The 13,451-nt window shown below is 39.4% G+C and carries 16 protein-coding genes and 1 riboswitch; of the genes, 5 read left to right on the top strand and 11 right to left on the bottom strand.

Annotated features, from left to right (window positions below; genetic code table 11):
* A partial coding sequence (locus tag GZ63_RS18285) for a hypothetical protein (protein ID WP_038220965.1) occupies window positions 1-237 on the top strand: 237 nt, incomplete at its 5' end.
* A gap of 60 nt (window positions 238-297) precedes the next feature.
* Here the strand turns inward: GZ63_RS18285 and GZ63_RS0105055 are convergent.
* From GZ63_RS0105055 to GZ63_RS0105085, 7 genes are all read right to left on the bottom strand, one after another.
* On the bottom strand, window positions 298-591 hold the full coding sequence (locus GZ63_RS0105055) for a hypothetical protein (RefSeq protein WP_198020905.1): 294 nt from the start codon (window positions 589-591) through the stop codon (window positions 298-300).
* A 151-nt stretch (window positions 592-742) separates the two neighbouring features.
* Window positions 743-1,444, bottom strand: a complete 702-nt coding sequence (locus GZ63_RS0105060; protein ID WP_029267497.1) for a DUF2306 domain-containing protein — start codon at window positions 1,442-1,444, stop codon at window positions 743-745.
* 60 nt (window positions 1,445-1,504) lie between these two features.
* Window positions 1,505-2,050 (bottom strand): PadR family transcriptional regulator, encoded by a 546-nt coding sequence (locus tag GZ63_RS0105065; RefSeq protein WP_029267499.1) that lies wholly within the window; start codon window positions 2,048-2,050, stop codon window positions 1,505-1,507.
* 260 nt (window positions 2,051-2,310) lie between these two features.
* Complete coding sequence (locus tag GZ63_RS0105070) at window positions 2,311-2,796, bottom strand: hypothetical protein (RefSeq protein WP_029267501.1); 486 nt, start codon at window positions 2,794-2,796, stop codon at window positions 2,311-2,313.
* Window positions 2,797-3,023: 227 nt separating this feature from the next.
* Window positions 3,024-4,214: a coenzyme F420-0:L-glutamate ligase gene (locus GZ63_RS0105075; RefSeq protein ID WP_029267503.1), complete on the bottom strand. Its 1,191-nt coding sequence runs from the start codon at window positions 4,212-4,214 to the stop codon at window positions 3,024-3,026.
* A 291-nt stretch (window positions 4,215-4,505) separates the two neighbouring features.
* On the bottom strand, window positions 4,506-4,970 hold the full coding sequence (locus GZ63_RS0105080) for a spore coat protein (RefSeq protein WP_029267505.1): 465 nt from the start codon (window positions 4,968-4,970) through the stop codon (window positions 4,506-4,508).
* A gap of 89 nt (window positions 4,971-5,059) precedes the next feature.
* Window positions 5,060-5,380, bottom strand: coding sequence for a hypothetical protein (locus GZ63_RS0105085; protein WP_029267507.1), 321 nt, complete (start codon window positions 5,378-5,380; stop codon window positions 5,060-5,062).
* Between the two features lie 204 nt (window positions 5,381-5,584).
* Window positions 5,585-5,763, top strand: a riboswitch (Lysine riboswitch).
* A 118-nt stretch (window positions 5,764-5,881) separates the two neighbouring features.
* On the opposite strand from GZ63_RS0105085, the gene dapA reads away from it, so the two are divergent.
* Window positions 5,882-6,781: a 4-hydroxy-tetrahydrodipicolinate synthase gene (gene dapA, locus GZ63_RS0105090; protein ID WP_029267509.1), complete on the top strand. Its 900-nt coding sequence runs from the start codon at window positions 5,882-5,884 to the stop codon at window positions 6,779-6,781.
* A gap of 58 nt (window positions 6,782-6,839) precedes the next feature.
* On the opposite strand, the gene GZ63_RS0105095 is transcribed toward dapA, so the two are convergent.
* From GZ63_RS0105095 to GZ63_RS0105110, 4 genes are read right to left on the bottom strand one after another with little or no spacing between them, the layout of a single operon-like run.
* Complete coding sequence (locus tag GZ63_RS0105095; RefSeq protein WP_029267510.1) at window positions 6,840-7,847, bottom strand: FecCD family ABC transporter permease; 1,008 nt, start codon at window positions 7,845-7,847, stop codon at window positions 6,840-6,842.
* Window positions 7,844-8,851 (bottom strand): FecCD family ABC transporter permease, encoded by a 1,008-nt coding sequence (locus GZ63_RS0105100; protein ID WP_029267513.1) that lies wholly within the window; start codon window positions 8,849-8,851, stop codon window positions 7,844-7,846. Before GZ63_RS0105100 ends, GZ63_RS0105095 begins: the two co-directional genes overlap by 4 nt.
* 33 nt (window positions 8,852-8,884) lie before the next feature.
* The gene (locus GZ63_RS0105105; protein WP_029267515.1) at window positions 8,885-9,796 is read right to left on the bottom strand and encodes an iron-hydroxamate ABC transporter substrate-binding protein; all 912 of its coding nucleotides are present in this window, start codon (window positions 9,794-9,796) and stop codon (window positions 8,885-8,887) included.
* Window positions 9,747-10,592, bottom strand: a complete 846-nt coding sequence (locus GZ63_RS0105110) for an ABC transporter ATP-binding protein (RefSeq protein WP_029267517.1) — start codon at window positions 10,590-10,592, stop codon at window positions 9,747-9,749. Before GZ63_RS0105110 ends, GZ63_RS0105105 begins: the two co-directional genes overlap by 50 nt.
* Window positions 10,593-10,751: 159 nt before the next feature.
* Here GZ63_RS0105110 and GZ63_RS0105115 point away from each other — a divergent pair, with 159 nt between their 5' ends.
* From GZ63_RS0105115 to GZ63_RS0105125, 3 genes are all read left to right on the top strand, one after another.
* Window positions 10,752-11,804, top strand: a complete 1,053-nt coding sequence (locus tag GZ63_RS0105115; RefSeq protein ID WP_029267520.1) for an NAD(P)/FAD-dependent oxidoreductase — start codon at window positions 10,752-10,754, stop codon at window positions 11,802-11,804.
* Between the two features lie 108 nt (window positions 11,805-11,912).
* Window positions 11,913-13,079, top strand: coding sequence for a TraB/GumN family protein (locus GZ63_RS0105120; protein ID WP_029267522.1), 1,167 nt, complete (start codon window positions 11,913-11,915; stop codon window positions 13,077-13,079).
* Window positions 13,080-13,113: 34 nt separating this feature from the next.
* Window positions 13,114-13,395: a hypothetical protein gene (locus GZ63_RS0105125; protein ID WP_029267524.1), complete on the top strand. Its 282-nt coding sequence runs from the start codon at window positions 13,114-13,116 to the stop codon at window positions 13,393-13,395.
* Window positions 13,396-13,451 lie beyond the last annotated feature (56 nt).

Raw genomic sequence — 13,451 nt, forward strand, 5'->3', positions numbered from 1 at the left:
CAAAATTCGGGGGTTAATCCGAAATTAGATTTAGATCATACTAATCTGGATTATGCCACTTTTGTTAGAGATTTTCGATTAGATGGTATGAATATTAATATGGATAGAATGGAGCGTAAAATTATATTTAATGTAGCAAACGAGGAAGAAATTATATCTTTCGACCAACTAAATAATAATCCCTCTGGCGTTTTCCGTTTACTAGTAAAAATGATGGAGCTTAGAAACGAAAAGTAGAGATTAGAGCCTCCTGCATCATCATATGGGAGGCTCTAGAATCAAGCAATCGCATAAACATCAACCAAACACACGCCTTACAGTTTCTTCATATTCTAGAAAATAACCAGGTATATCCTCATCTGCTAAATCTGCATACATGTTTTCAATAATCGATACGTTATACCACTTTTGTTTTTCCTTTCCGGCATTAAAACTTTTCCAAACGGAATCGCCTTTTAGCTGGAAGTCTTTTTCAAGGTCTAATAAATTTTCTAATCGATCTGCAACAATTAAATACTTAAAGTGGAAAGTCGAGCCATAATATGTCCAACTCGCGCAACAAAGTGGGAAGTCGAGCCATAATATGTTCAACTCGGGCAAAAAGTAGGGAAGTTGAGCAATACAGAGAAGAACTCGCGCAATGACAGAGGAAAATTCACATCATAGCGGTAGTCGCTCATTCCAGGGAGGGAAGTCGAAGAACATCAAGCCTAACCTCAGCAGCTCTCCACTCCATTGTTTTCTAATTACCTTCCGCCGGCTTACCATTTAGTTTTTTTGCATAATAGGTTGTAAATCCAATAATAAGCGGTACGATCATGATTGTTGGAATGAACCAGATGAATAAGCTGACGGAATCGACTCCTAGCAATCGTGGTGCCCCGAAAACGACAAAAGCTGTTATCGTAGCAATACAGCATGAAAGCATACCAACGATGTGCTCCACGATCCAGTGTGATTTGCGTTTCGGTGATGTAAGCCAGTATTGCAGTTGAGTCGCGCCTAGGAAGATGCCAACGACCGGGAAATATTGAAGCAGCGGAAAATGTATGATCCAGCCGTAAATGCTGATTGCAATGCCGGATGTAAGCAACAAAATAGGAAAAATATAATCAATGGCCTGGCGATGGCTTCTTTTTCGTTTTTTATAACGGAGGACACGCAGACCATACCATGCAGTTGCTCCGCTGAGGACGGAAATAAATAGGAGGAACCATGAGAACGCAGTCGTATCCGGATCGTGACCTGGCTCCCATGTTAATCGGTAAACTCCCATGTACAGTGCAGTAATGGAAACGCTAGCCATTGCAAATACGTAAATCCAGCCGATTTGAGTATGGAGCTTTCCGCCTTTACGTGTAATAATGGGAAGCCAAAACACAAATAATGCCAGGAATCCACCGACGATATGCAGTAGGCGAGCAAATATAAATAATCCTTCCATGTAAAAACCTCCTTCTGATTTGGCACTAACTTTATTCATGCGCACGATCCCACGTCTCGTTTATCCTTTATTCATTTGTGTGGTGGTTGCGTGGCACCATTCAATTGCCGCCTTTGTCACGCGCTTTCCGTAATCTAAGGTAAACAGCCAGTATTTCGCGTCTGCCTGGTTTTGCTTTTGGTTTGCAATCATTTGTTCAATGTTTTGATAGGTCTGATAATTCTCCTCTAACTTCTCCCTGTAATTATTTATAAGCGATAAAGCATTTGTATTGGATTGATGGCGGCTGAAAAATAATTTAAGTAAAATTTCATTTTTTTCTACGGGTACTTGTTCGACTGGTTTTTGTAGCCAGTCTTTTAAGGTTTGTTTTCCTTTTGTAGTGAGGTAATATTCTTTTCTACTTGGTTTCCCCTCCTCTGATAATGTATCAACAGTCGCAAGGCCTTCCTTTACAATTTGTTTTAGTGTTGGATAAATCTGGCCATAACTGATTTTCCAAAAGTGATTTAAACTTTGGTCCATGAGCTGTTTAATAGCATAGCCGGTTCTGCAACCTGTCGTTAATATTCCAAGAATTGCATAAGTTGTATGATTGTATTTCAAGTTGGTTCATCCCATTTCTATATCTTTTTGATACGTATCATTTTGATATATGATACCATAGGTTTTTTATAAATAAAAGGGTGAATGAACATTTGCATGCATGGAGATGTGATTTTCCATCGGTGTAGAAAAGAATGCAAAGCGGATGATATCGTCTGTAGGTAAAATGAATCATGTCATCCGCTTGGATTGTTGGAATGCACCAAAGTAAATAGCTTAAAGATCCCAATTCGCCTCTAATAAAAATGGACAGACTTTCTCTAACACAAAACAATTACTTGATAAGGCGTAGTCTGTGCAGGGATACTTTTCGTAGATGGTCCATAGATTACGACAAGGTTTCGATTGGCAATACTGCCTGTATAGGCTTGCCCGTTTGTTGTAGTGATTTGTGTAGAAGGATGTATGTTTAATTTCAGTTGATGATCCTGACTGATGAGTTCACTGTCAAAATAACTTGCCATTCCATGTTGATGGGCATACTCCTTTACCATAACAAGCGCTTGGTATTGTGGTGGGTATATCATGATGGTAGGAGCATTCCCGTCATAATATCCGGTCACGATATCTCCTGTTTTGATCATCTCCTGGTTTACGACATAGGTTGCTGGCGACAAAATAAAATTTACCTGAGCACCTTCTTCATTTTGTAGTGCAATCATTTTAACGCAGCCTTCTCCGTATTCTCCAGTCGATATATCTTGAATTCCCATAACTTCCCCGCGAAATGATTTAAACTGTATCATCCTATTGCTCCTCTCCCCTGAAGTAGTCTCCTGTATTATATGTATATTTTCTCTTATTGTTTATTTGTTTACTATGGAAAAGAATAAACCCTTTCGACAAATTTCGGGAAGTGACAGGCACCATATAACAATTCGACAAAATTCGGGAAGTGACAGGCACCATATATATAACAGGCACCATATATATAAAAAAAGCAATACACCAAGAAGATGTATTGCTTTTTTTCTTATTTCGTATAGTTGTCAAAGTAGCCTTGGATGAACACAATCGGTGTTCCTTTATCGCCGCTTCCTGAAGTTAAGTCAGACAGCGATCCAATCAGGTCAGTGAGTTTTCTTGGTGTAGTACCTTGTGCTTCCATGGCTCCGACAAGATCATCATTTTTATTATCAATGAACTCGGAAATTGCTTGTTGGAGCTCTTCTCCTCTTAAATCGGAAAAGTTATTGTCCGCGAGATATTTTAACTTGATCTCATTTGGTCTCCCGTCAAGCCCTTCTGTATAGGCAGGTGATACAACTGGATCAGCAAGTTCCCAAATTTTCCCTACCGGATCTTTAAATGCCCCGTCTCCATAGACCATAACTTCTACTGCTTTGCCTGTTTTTTCTTTGAGTATTTGTTGAATATTATCAACGGTAGGCTGGCAGTCACGCGGGAAAAGTTTTACCGCATCATCTGTTGATTTATTTGCTCCAAGCAATCCGTATGCTTCATTATAGCCGCTGCCATCAATAGGCTCGGCTAATATATTATCGAGCCCATAAATTTTTTCCCCGCCATTTGCTTTTAGTATTCGCTTGGTTCGCATTCTTGTATGGATATCACAGGTAATGACGTTTTTTGTGTAATCTAAAATGGTTCTTGGGTTATTGGAGAAGATGACTTCACATTCAATCCCATATTCCTCTACGAGTGATTTATAATATTCAATATAATCCACACCAGTAAACGTATGCTTTATGTAGCCAAAATGATCACGGAATTGTTTTTCAGTTAAAACATCTGTCCAAGGATTAATGCCTTTTTCATCAAGCATATCGATATGCACTAAATGGTTTCCTACCTCATCAGATGGGTAGCTGAGCATTAATACAATCTTTTTAGCGCCTTTGGCAATTCCGCGAAGACAGTTTGCGAACCGGTTTCGGCTTAAAATGGGGAATATGACACCAATGGTATCATCATCGAATTTGGATTTGACATCTTTTGCAATCGCATCAATGGTAGCATAGTTGCCTTGAGCTCGGGCTACAATTGATTCTGTTAATGTAACAATATCTTTATCATGAATTTCAAAGCCTTCAACTTCTGAGGCTTTTAATACACTATCTACAACGATCTCCTCGATATTGTCCCCTTCATTTACGATTGGACAACGGAGGCCTCTTACCACAGTTCCAACTACTCTTTCCAATATAATCGCTCCTTATGACTTAAGGTACTTAAAAAAAGAATATCCACTTGTAATATACAACTTTTTAGTATTAGAAGTAAAGTTAATTCATAAATTAACAATAAAGGAAGAATTTCCACTATAAAGTATAAGACGATATGATTAAAAAAATACTTGTTTCAAAAAAATGTAAGAAAAAATGAAAAACAGATATAAATAAGGCTAACGAAGCGGTAGCCTTATTTACACCATGAAAAAGGAACATTGGCATAAAGATCCTCATATATATATAAAAGAATAGTTCTTTGTTTATTATAAAATATCCAATTGTACTACAAGTGCTACTAGGATTTGAAGCAATAATTGTAAGGATATAGCCACGTCCGTATCTGTTGTTGCTACATCGATGGAACGTGAATTTACGATAATTAGTTTTTGACGGTTCGCTTGACGGACATCTGCTGTTTCAAGTAAATCTGCTGTAACTGCTTCAGCACGGCTGTTGTCCGCAATTGTAATATTTATTACAATAGCAATTGCCACCTGTAGGGCTACTTGCAGGGAAACAGCTACCTGGGTGTCTGTTGTTTCTACCGTAATATCACAAGAATCACGGATCACGATAACCTCATTTGAAGTTTGGTCGATTTCAGCTACTTGTTCAGCAACATTTTCATTTTCATGATCATTTGTGTTGCAAGGTTCGATAGGATGTGGTGCACTTCGATCATGAGCTTGCCATTTTTTCTCAGAAGTTGGATATTGATTACTGTTCATGAATTATCCTCCTTTCTTCTTTCATACTATAGTAAATGCACTAATTGCATTTTTGAGTGGACAAAGACCTTAGAGGAAGCGCACATTTTTTACTCCTTATCCTCGTTTTCTTTTTTCTTTGTTTCTTTTTTATTTATAAATTTTTCACGTAGCGGCCTGGATGACTCCATCTTTTCTTTTGTCTCTTGCTCTTCTTCATTCACTGTTTTTTTACCACTTGCGTCGAGAAAACCTTCCACTTCCTCTTTTAAATTTTCAACTGTTTGTTTTAATTTTTCTCGTTGCTCATCGGTCATTCTTTCTTTTGCTTCCTTCAGGTTAACTTGATTTTTGGAAAAAATATCTGTGATAAATAATTCGATGAATTGATTGGAAAGATTATATAATTCTTTTCGATTTATCTTCTCCAAGAAATACACCCCCTTTTAGCACTGTTACTACTTTATATTCGGGCTGCCGTAGGAATGGCAGGGCAGACAACTTAAGAAAGCCGGAAAATAAATGAATGTCTATGATTCTCCCTCTGGTCAAGTGGGATGTTTTTATGTATTGCAATAGAATCAGATTTCTGCTATGATCAGAGTTAACTAGATATTTCTCACTTTATATTTTGAAGTGAGGGTAGAGGTGCAATATCCATTAGTACATAGTAGGAGGATAATGGGATCCGAAGATTATTGTGGGAAGGGGATTTTGCCGAAGCTTTAAAATACTCATGGTTTTAGAGCTGGGTCTGTACTTGAATAAATGCAGAACTGTCATATAGGAAACTATATGGAGGGCTATCGCACATAGAACGTTTATACACTAAACTGTTTCTGTGGCAGCAGCGAATCCCTCGTTGTTGCTTTTTTGCGTCGTATGAAATAGCTCTCATCACCTCTGATAAAATAGGAAAAGGGTGTGAGGTTATGAATTTTGGTCAAGTATTAACGGCTATGGTTACACCATTCGATGCGCAGGGAGAGATTGATTTTAAAGCTACACGCTCATTAGTAAATCATTTGATTGCAAATGGAACGGATGGCTTAGTTGTGGCTGGGACAACTGGAGAATCTCCAACGTTGTCAGATGAAGAAAAAGTGGAATTATTTAAATTTGTTGTAGAGGTAGTTCAGGGAAGGGTACCGGTGATCGCTGGGACAGGATCGAATAACACACGAGCTTCTATCAGTCTTACAAAGAAGGCAGAGGCATGCGAGGTTGACGGTATTATGCTTGTAACGCCTTATTATAATAAACCTTCACAGGAAGGACTATATCAGCATTTTAGTGCTATTGCTGCGTCAACTTCTCTTCCGGTCATGCTTTATAATATACCGGGCCGAAGTGTTGTCAATATGTCCGTAGAAACTATTGTGAGACTTTCAGCGATTGATAATATTGTTACTGTGAAAGAGGCCAGCGGTGATTTGGACCAGATGGCACAAATTATAGAGCAAACACCTAGTGACTTTTCTTTATATAGCGGCGATGATAGTTTAACATTGCCAGTGCTTTCCATTGGCGGACATGGGGTTGTGTCTGTTGCCTCGCATGTCATTGGGAATGAGATGAAGACAATGGTTAACAGCTATCAAAATGGCGATGTCCAGACAGCAGCTACCATGCACCGTAAATTGCTTCCGATCATGAAAGCTGTATTCATCGCACCAAATCCAACAGCGGTTAAAGCGGCTTTACATATGTTGGGAGTATCCGTTGGTGGAGTTCGCTTGCCAATGATTCCTTTAAATGAGGAAGAAAATAACATTGTAAAAACAGCACTGCAGCCGCTTCAGGTATATCATAATCGAGTGGCAGGTTATTAAATCGCACAAAATCCCATCTGAGACATTTTCTCAGATGGGATTTTTAACATAATAAATTCTATTTTTTTAGAAGTAAATAGATAAAGTACGGGGCGCCAATTAATGCAACCATAATCCCCGCCGGAATGCCATCTGGGTCTGTCAGATTACGCCCAACGGTATCCGCCAGCAAAAGCAGCCATCCGCCAATCAGAATGGCAAGGGGGATAAATAATTGATTTCTTGGGCCGATAATGGCTTTTGCCATATGCGGTGCCATGAGTCCGATAAAGGCAATGCCGCCAGTAACCGATACTGCTGAAGCTGCCAGCGCAACTGCGATGAAAAGTAAAGTGATGCGTTCCTTTTCCACCGGTACACCAACACCAATGGCTGCTGACTCACTTAAATGGAGGAGATTTAAACGATTTGCTTTGTATAGTGTCAATGGAATTAAAATGATTAGCCAAGGAAGGATGGCTAACACAAAAGGCCAATCGGTTCCCCAGATATTGCCTGCTATCCATTTGGCAATAAAATCGACTTTTTCTTGGTCCGCAGAGGACATAAGCACAATCATGATACCTGACAATGCCATAGAGAATCCAACTCCGATAAGAATGACTTTGATCGGCTGCAGGCCAGATTGCTTGCTGTAAGAAAAAATATAGATCAAACAGGTAGTACATAAAGCTCCTGCAAAAGCAACGAGTGGAAGCAAGTAAACAAACGTATCACTGCTTATCGGAAAAAATAAAAAGAAAACAGTAATTGCTACGCCAGCTCCGTTGTTAACGCCGATAATACCGGGGTCTGCCAAATCATTTCGTGTAATTCCTTGCAGAATGGCGCCTGATAAAGCAAGTGCCATGCCTGCTAGTAAGGTGATACAAATGCGCGGCAGCCGGATGGAAAATAAAATAAATGCTTCTTTGAATGTACCCTGACCAAGTAAAGTAGGAATGATCCGGTCAAAGGAAATCGAAGCATATCCGACACTAGCTCCGACAATCATTGTTGCTATAATGAGCATTATCAATATAAAAAGGAAGATGCGTTGTTTTTTTATGAAAGCTGGATGAATCATGAGAATGCATTTCCTCCTTTTCGCACAATGAGCAGAAAGAAGGGAAGTCCCATAATCGCTACAATCGCGATGACAGACGTTTCAAATGGCGCATAAATGGTACGGCCTACTGTATCAGCTAAAAGCATAAAAATGCCTCCTACTACTGCTGACATTGGTATAATAAAACGATAATCGGTGCCCACGATGAAACGGGTGATATGTGGCACGATTAATCCAATGAATGCCATGTTTCCAACAAGTGCAACTGCTGCACTAGCAAGTAAAATAATCACAATAAAAAGAATTGCCTTTATTTGTATTGTTTTTTGTCCTAATCCAACAGCTACTTCTTCACTTAAGCTAAGAATCGTAAGCTGTTTCGAAAGGGCAATCGCTATGAAAATCCCGATTGTAATAATTGGAACAATGACCTGAAGCTGACTCCATGTTGTTCCAACTAATCCTCCTGCAGTCCACATCGATACATGCTTGGAAATCCTAAAGTAAAGGCCAATACCTTCTGCAATAGCATAGAGAAAGGCTGATACAGCAGCTCCGGCTAAAACAATTCGATAAGAGGAAAATCCTCCTTTTTTCATTGATCCGATACCAAACACCATCATAGCGCCGATTGCTGAGCCGATGAAGCAGGCGACCATGATGCCAAAGAAATTGGCGGAAGGAATCAGTGCTATCGTGAAGGCAAGTGCCGCATTCGCACCAGAGGTTAAGCCCAGCAGCCCCGGATCTGCAAGAGGATTTCTGGTCATTCCTTGCATAATGGCTCCAGCGATTGCTAGGGCAGCACCGACAAATACTGCAGCAATTTCCCTTGGTAAGCGTATATCGCGAATAATGGAAATGGCTTCACTTGTTTCTTCTGATGCAATTGCAAGGTAAATATCTTTTGCAGATATATTTACTGCCCCAAAAACAATTGCAACAATAAATACCGCAATAAACAAGATAAGACCTGCAATTAATTTATAGATAAATGGAATTCTACGTTGATTTGATTTCATCGTGCCCAACCCATCTCTTCTCATGTTTTTCCTCTATTTTCCAAGAAAATAATTCGTAAAAGTTTCTAATTGGTACTCAAGTGTAATGGGGTCATTGAAGTAGAATTCCATTGCATTTACTTCCAGCACGCGATCATTTTTCGCCGCAGGGATGTTTTTGTACGTATCTGTTTCTTGAAAGGAGTTATCCATTTCCTTATTTTTACTGATCACCATATAATCCCCGGCAAACGTTGGTAAGACTTCTGTTGATAAAGCATAATAGCCGTCTTTTAAAGCTTTTTCTTTTACTTTCTCTGGCATTTTCAATTCCATTTCCTGATAGAGCACTTCTGTACCACGGCCCCAGTTGTCGCCGTATACATACAATTGTTTATCAAAGCTTTCGATGACAGAAATCGTTGCATCTTCTCCAATTTTATCTTTAATTTTCTTTCCTGTCTTTTGTGCGCGCTTCTTAAAATCATCGACCCATTCTTGTGCTTTTTCTTCTTTATTGAGCAGCTTTCCGATTTCTATATGTTGCGTGAGATAATCCACCTTTCCATAAGTATATGTGACGGTAGGTGCTATTTCTTTTAATTTATCGATATTTTTAGTATTGGAGAGACCGATGATTAAATCGGGATCTAATTCAATGATTTTCTCAAGGCTTTCATCTGAGACTACCTCTACTTCTTTCAGTCCCTTATCAAAACGTGGGTTATCTTTCGCCCATGCATCAACACCGACAATATTAACACCAAGGTGCATGACATTTCCGGCAAAAGAGCCAAGGACGACAACTCGTTTTGGGTCAGCGGGAACTTCTATCGGGCCATTTTCTGATTGATATGTGATGGTTTCTTTACTTCCTTGATCAGCAGTGGATTTGCTTTCTTTAGTGCTGCAGCCACTAATGATTAGCACGAACAGCATGAGGGAAAGAATGAGTGATTTCTTCATTTTTTTGATCTCCTTTTAATAAATGATAGGTTATACACATCGGCTTGTTTGTCCGTGGATCACGTCCAATTTCTGCATCAATTCGAAATACTTTTTTCAGTACATCCGCATGAATAACTTCTTCACAATTGCCTGCCTTCACAATTTCACCGTCTTTTAAAGCGATAATATAATCTGCAAAGCGGGCAGCTTGATTGAGGTCATGTAGAACCATGACAATTGTTCGCCCCTGCTCTTCATTAAGGCGCTTGAGAACTTCTAAGACTTCCAGTTGGTGAGCCATATCTAAATACGTAGTAGGTTCGTCAAGGAAGATAGTATCTGTTTCCTGAGCAAGTGACATAGCAATCCAGACGCGTTGCCGCTGGCCGCCTGAAAGAGCGTCAACAGGCTGGAACTTAAAGGCGGAAGTACCGGTTATATCAAGCGCCCAGTCAATGACTTCGATGTCTTCTTTGGTTAGGCGTCCAAATCCCTTCTGGTAGGGAAAACGGCCATATGAAACCAATTCGCCAACTGTCAGTCCACTTGCACTTTCCGGTGTTTGTGGCAAAATGGCTATTTGTTTTGCCAGCTTTTTTGTGTTTTCCTTTGTAATAATTTTTCCATCTAGGACAACGGAACCGGACTTGGGTGTAATAATGCGGGTAATTGCCTTTAACAAAGTCGATTTTCCACATCCATTTGGTCCGATAATGGCTGTGATTTTTTGATCTGGGATTTCCATACTGAGACCGTTCACAATTAGCCGTGTATCATAGGAAATGGTTAAGTTATCTGTATATAAGCGTGCCATAAACACACCTCCATCTATATAAAAAATTCATTTTATGTTGAGAATGATTCTCATTTTCATTATAATGTTACTATATTCATGTCATTGCCGATTGTCAACCGTTATTTTTAGAATTAGGAGAATCATCAGCTTTGATCATTACGTGAGGAGTGAGAGGCCATGAAAGAACAAGAGTTATTTGATGTCACTGTCATTGGAGGCGGTCCTGCAGGGCTTTATTCTGCCTTTTACAGTGGGCTGAGAGAAATGAAAACAAAATTGATAGAGTATCAACCGTATTTAGGCGGAAAAATACATGTATACCCTGAAAAAATGATTTGGGATGTCGGGGGACAGGCCCCTGTTACAGGAACACAATTGATGGAGCAACTTACACAGCAAGGGTTAACGTTTCACCCGGAGGTTGTTTTGAGTGAAAAAGTAGAATCGATTCATCGTAATGAAGCAGGAATTTTTGTATTACATACTGCTTCAGGACAAAAACATTACTCTAAAACAGTAATTGTTGCGGTCGGCGGAGGGATCTTAAATCCTCAGAAGCTAAATATAGAAGGGGCAGAGCGGTTTGAAGTGACTAATTTAAACTATACGATTGATTCATTAAGCCGTTTTAAAGATCAAACCGTACTTATTTCTGGCGGCGGCAATTCTGCGATTGACTGGGCAAATGAATTAGAGCCAATTGCTAAACAGGTTTTTATAACCTATCGAAAAGGGGTACTTGCTGGGCATGAGGCTTCAGTAACGCAATTGATGAATAGCTCCGTCATTTGCTATTTCCACACCTCCATTACGAGGCTGATTGCTGGTGTAAATCATGAAGTGGTCGAGCAGATTCAGCTGACCAACCACCATACAGGAGAAAATATTTATTTGTCTGTAGATGAAGTGCTTATTAATCATGGGTATGAGCAAGATGCATCCCTGCTTGAAAACAGTGGTCTTGACATAGCAAAGGTGGAGGACTATTTTATTGCAGGCAATTCAGCCAGTGAATCTTCTGTTGATGGTCTTTATGCAGCAGGTGATATTTTAAAACATGACGGGAAGCTAAACTTGATAGCGGGAGCGTTTCAAGATGCAGCAAATGCAGTTAATAAAGCAAAGCAGTATATTCATCCAAGTGCTAGTAGGACGGGAATGGTTTCTTCCCATAATGAAAGATTTAAACAGTGGAATAAAGAATTTATAAAAAAGATCAGCAATGGGTAAGATGTTGCCGACTGATCCTATCTTATTTCTTTTCTATCTTACGTAAATCATTTATGATTAAGAGAAGATAGATGAATTTTAAGCGGGGCTTATAAAAGGAAGGTAACGATGTCAGAAGAAAATATAACGCGAATGGATTTAGATGGGAAAGAAATCATATTAATTGGTACTGCCCATGTATCAAAGCATAGTGCTGAACAAGTAAAAGAAGTGATTGAGAAAGAGAAACCTGACACGGTTTGTGTTGAACTGGACGAGCAGCGCTATCAATCTATACAGAATAAGAATAAATGGCGGGATATGGATATCTTTAAGGTAATTAAAGAGAAGAAGGCCACATTTCTCTTAATGAACCTTGCTATATCCTCTTTTCAAAATCGCATGGCAAAGCAATTTGGGATTAGCCCTGGTCAAGAAATGATTCAAGGCATTGATTCGGCAGAGGAAATAGATGCAGAACTGGTGCTGGCTGATCGCAATATTCAAATCACCTTTGCCCGTATTTGGCATGGGATTGGGTTTTCAGGGAAGGCCAAACTTCTGATGCAGATTATTTTTAGTATTTTTAGCAACGAGAGCATTACAGAAGAAGAGCTGGAAAAAATGAAATCCCAAGATATGCTGAATGCGATGCTTGATGATTTCACGGAATCCTTTCCAAGATTGAAAACTCCTTTAATCGATGAGCGGGACCAGTATTTAGCAGAGAAAATCAAACAGGCTGATGGGAATAAGATTGTAGCTGTTCTTGGTGCAGCACATGTCCCAGGGATTAAAAAAGAAATACGAAAAGAACAGGATTTAGATCGGTTGACTGAACGTCCTCCAAAATCAAAAGTTCCTAAAATAATTGGCTGGGGGATTCCCATTTTTATTCTTGCAGTGATTGCCTATACATTTTATGCCAATCCTTCTGCAGGCCTGCAACAAACAATCAGCTGGGTGATCTGGAATGGATCCTTTTCAGCAATTGGCGCCTTCGTAGCTTTAGCTCATCCGCTTGCTATTCTTACAGCTTTTATTGCAGCTCCAATCACTTCTTTAAATCCTTTAATTGCTTCTGGATTTTTTGCCGGGTTTGTCCAGGCCTATATTCGCCGGCCAAGTGTAGCAGATTTTGAACATTTATCAGAAGATGTTCATAGTGTCAAAGGGTTTTGGAATAATAAGGTAACACGCATTTTACTGGTAGTTCTGTTAGCGAACTTAGGGAGCAGCCTGGGGACGCTAATCGGCGGTGCTGACGTTATTCGCTTATTTATCGAAAATTTATAGGGAAGCTGATGTTTTGTGAACAGGAGGTTTACCAATGCATCTAATTGCTAAACAGCCATATGTAAAAGTAGAACGGGAAGTAGGTCATTTAGAACAATGCAAAACGGTCCAAAAGCGATTTATCTATTTATATCATGAAAAGGTTGTTACAAAGCACCGAACATTTCCAATCCAACATGTTTTCGATATGTCCTATAAAAAGATCGCTGAGGCAGGCGGTCTTCTTTATTTTCATACAATCAGCGGTGTCTATTCCTACACTGTTACGTCATCCCCTGCAAAATTTATTGAAGCATTTAAACGTTTAAAAAAGTGAATTGTGCATGCGCTTTTGTCCCATATAACACGTTTTTGCATAGGATAATATCATCA

It is taken from the genome of Virgibacillus alimentarius (assembly GCF_000709085.1).
GTDB classification, from domain to species: domain Bacteria; phylum Bacillota; class Bacilli; order Bacillales; family Amphibacillaceae; genus Virgibacillus_B; species Virgibacillus_B alimentarius.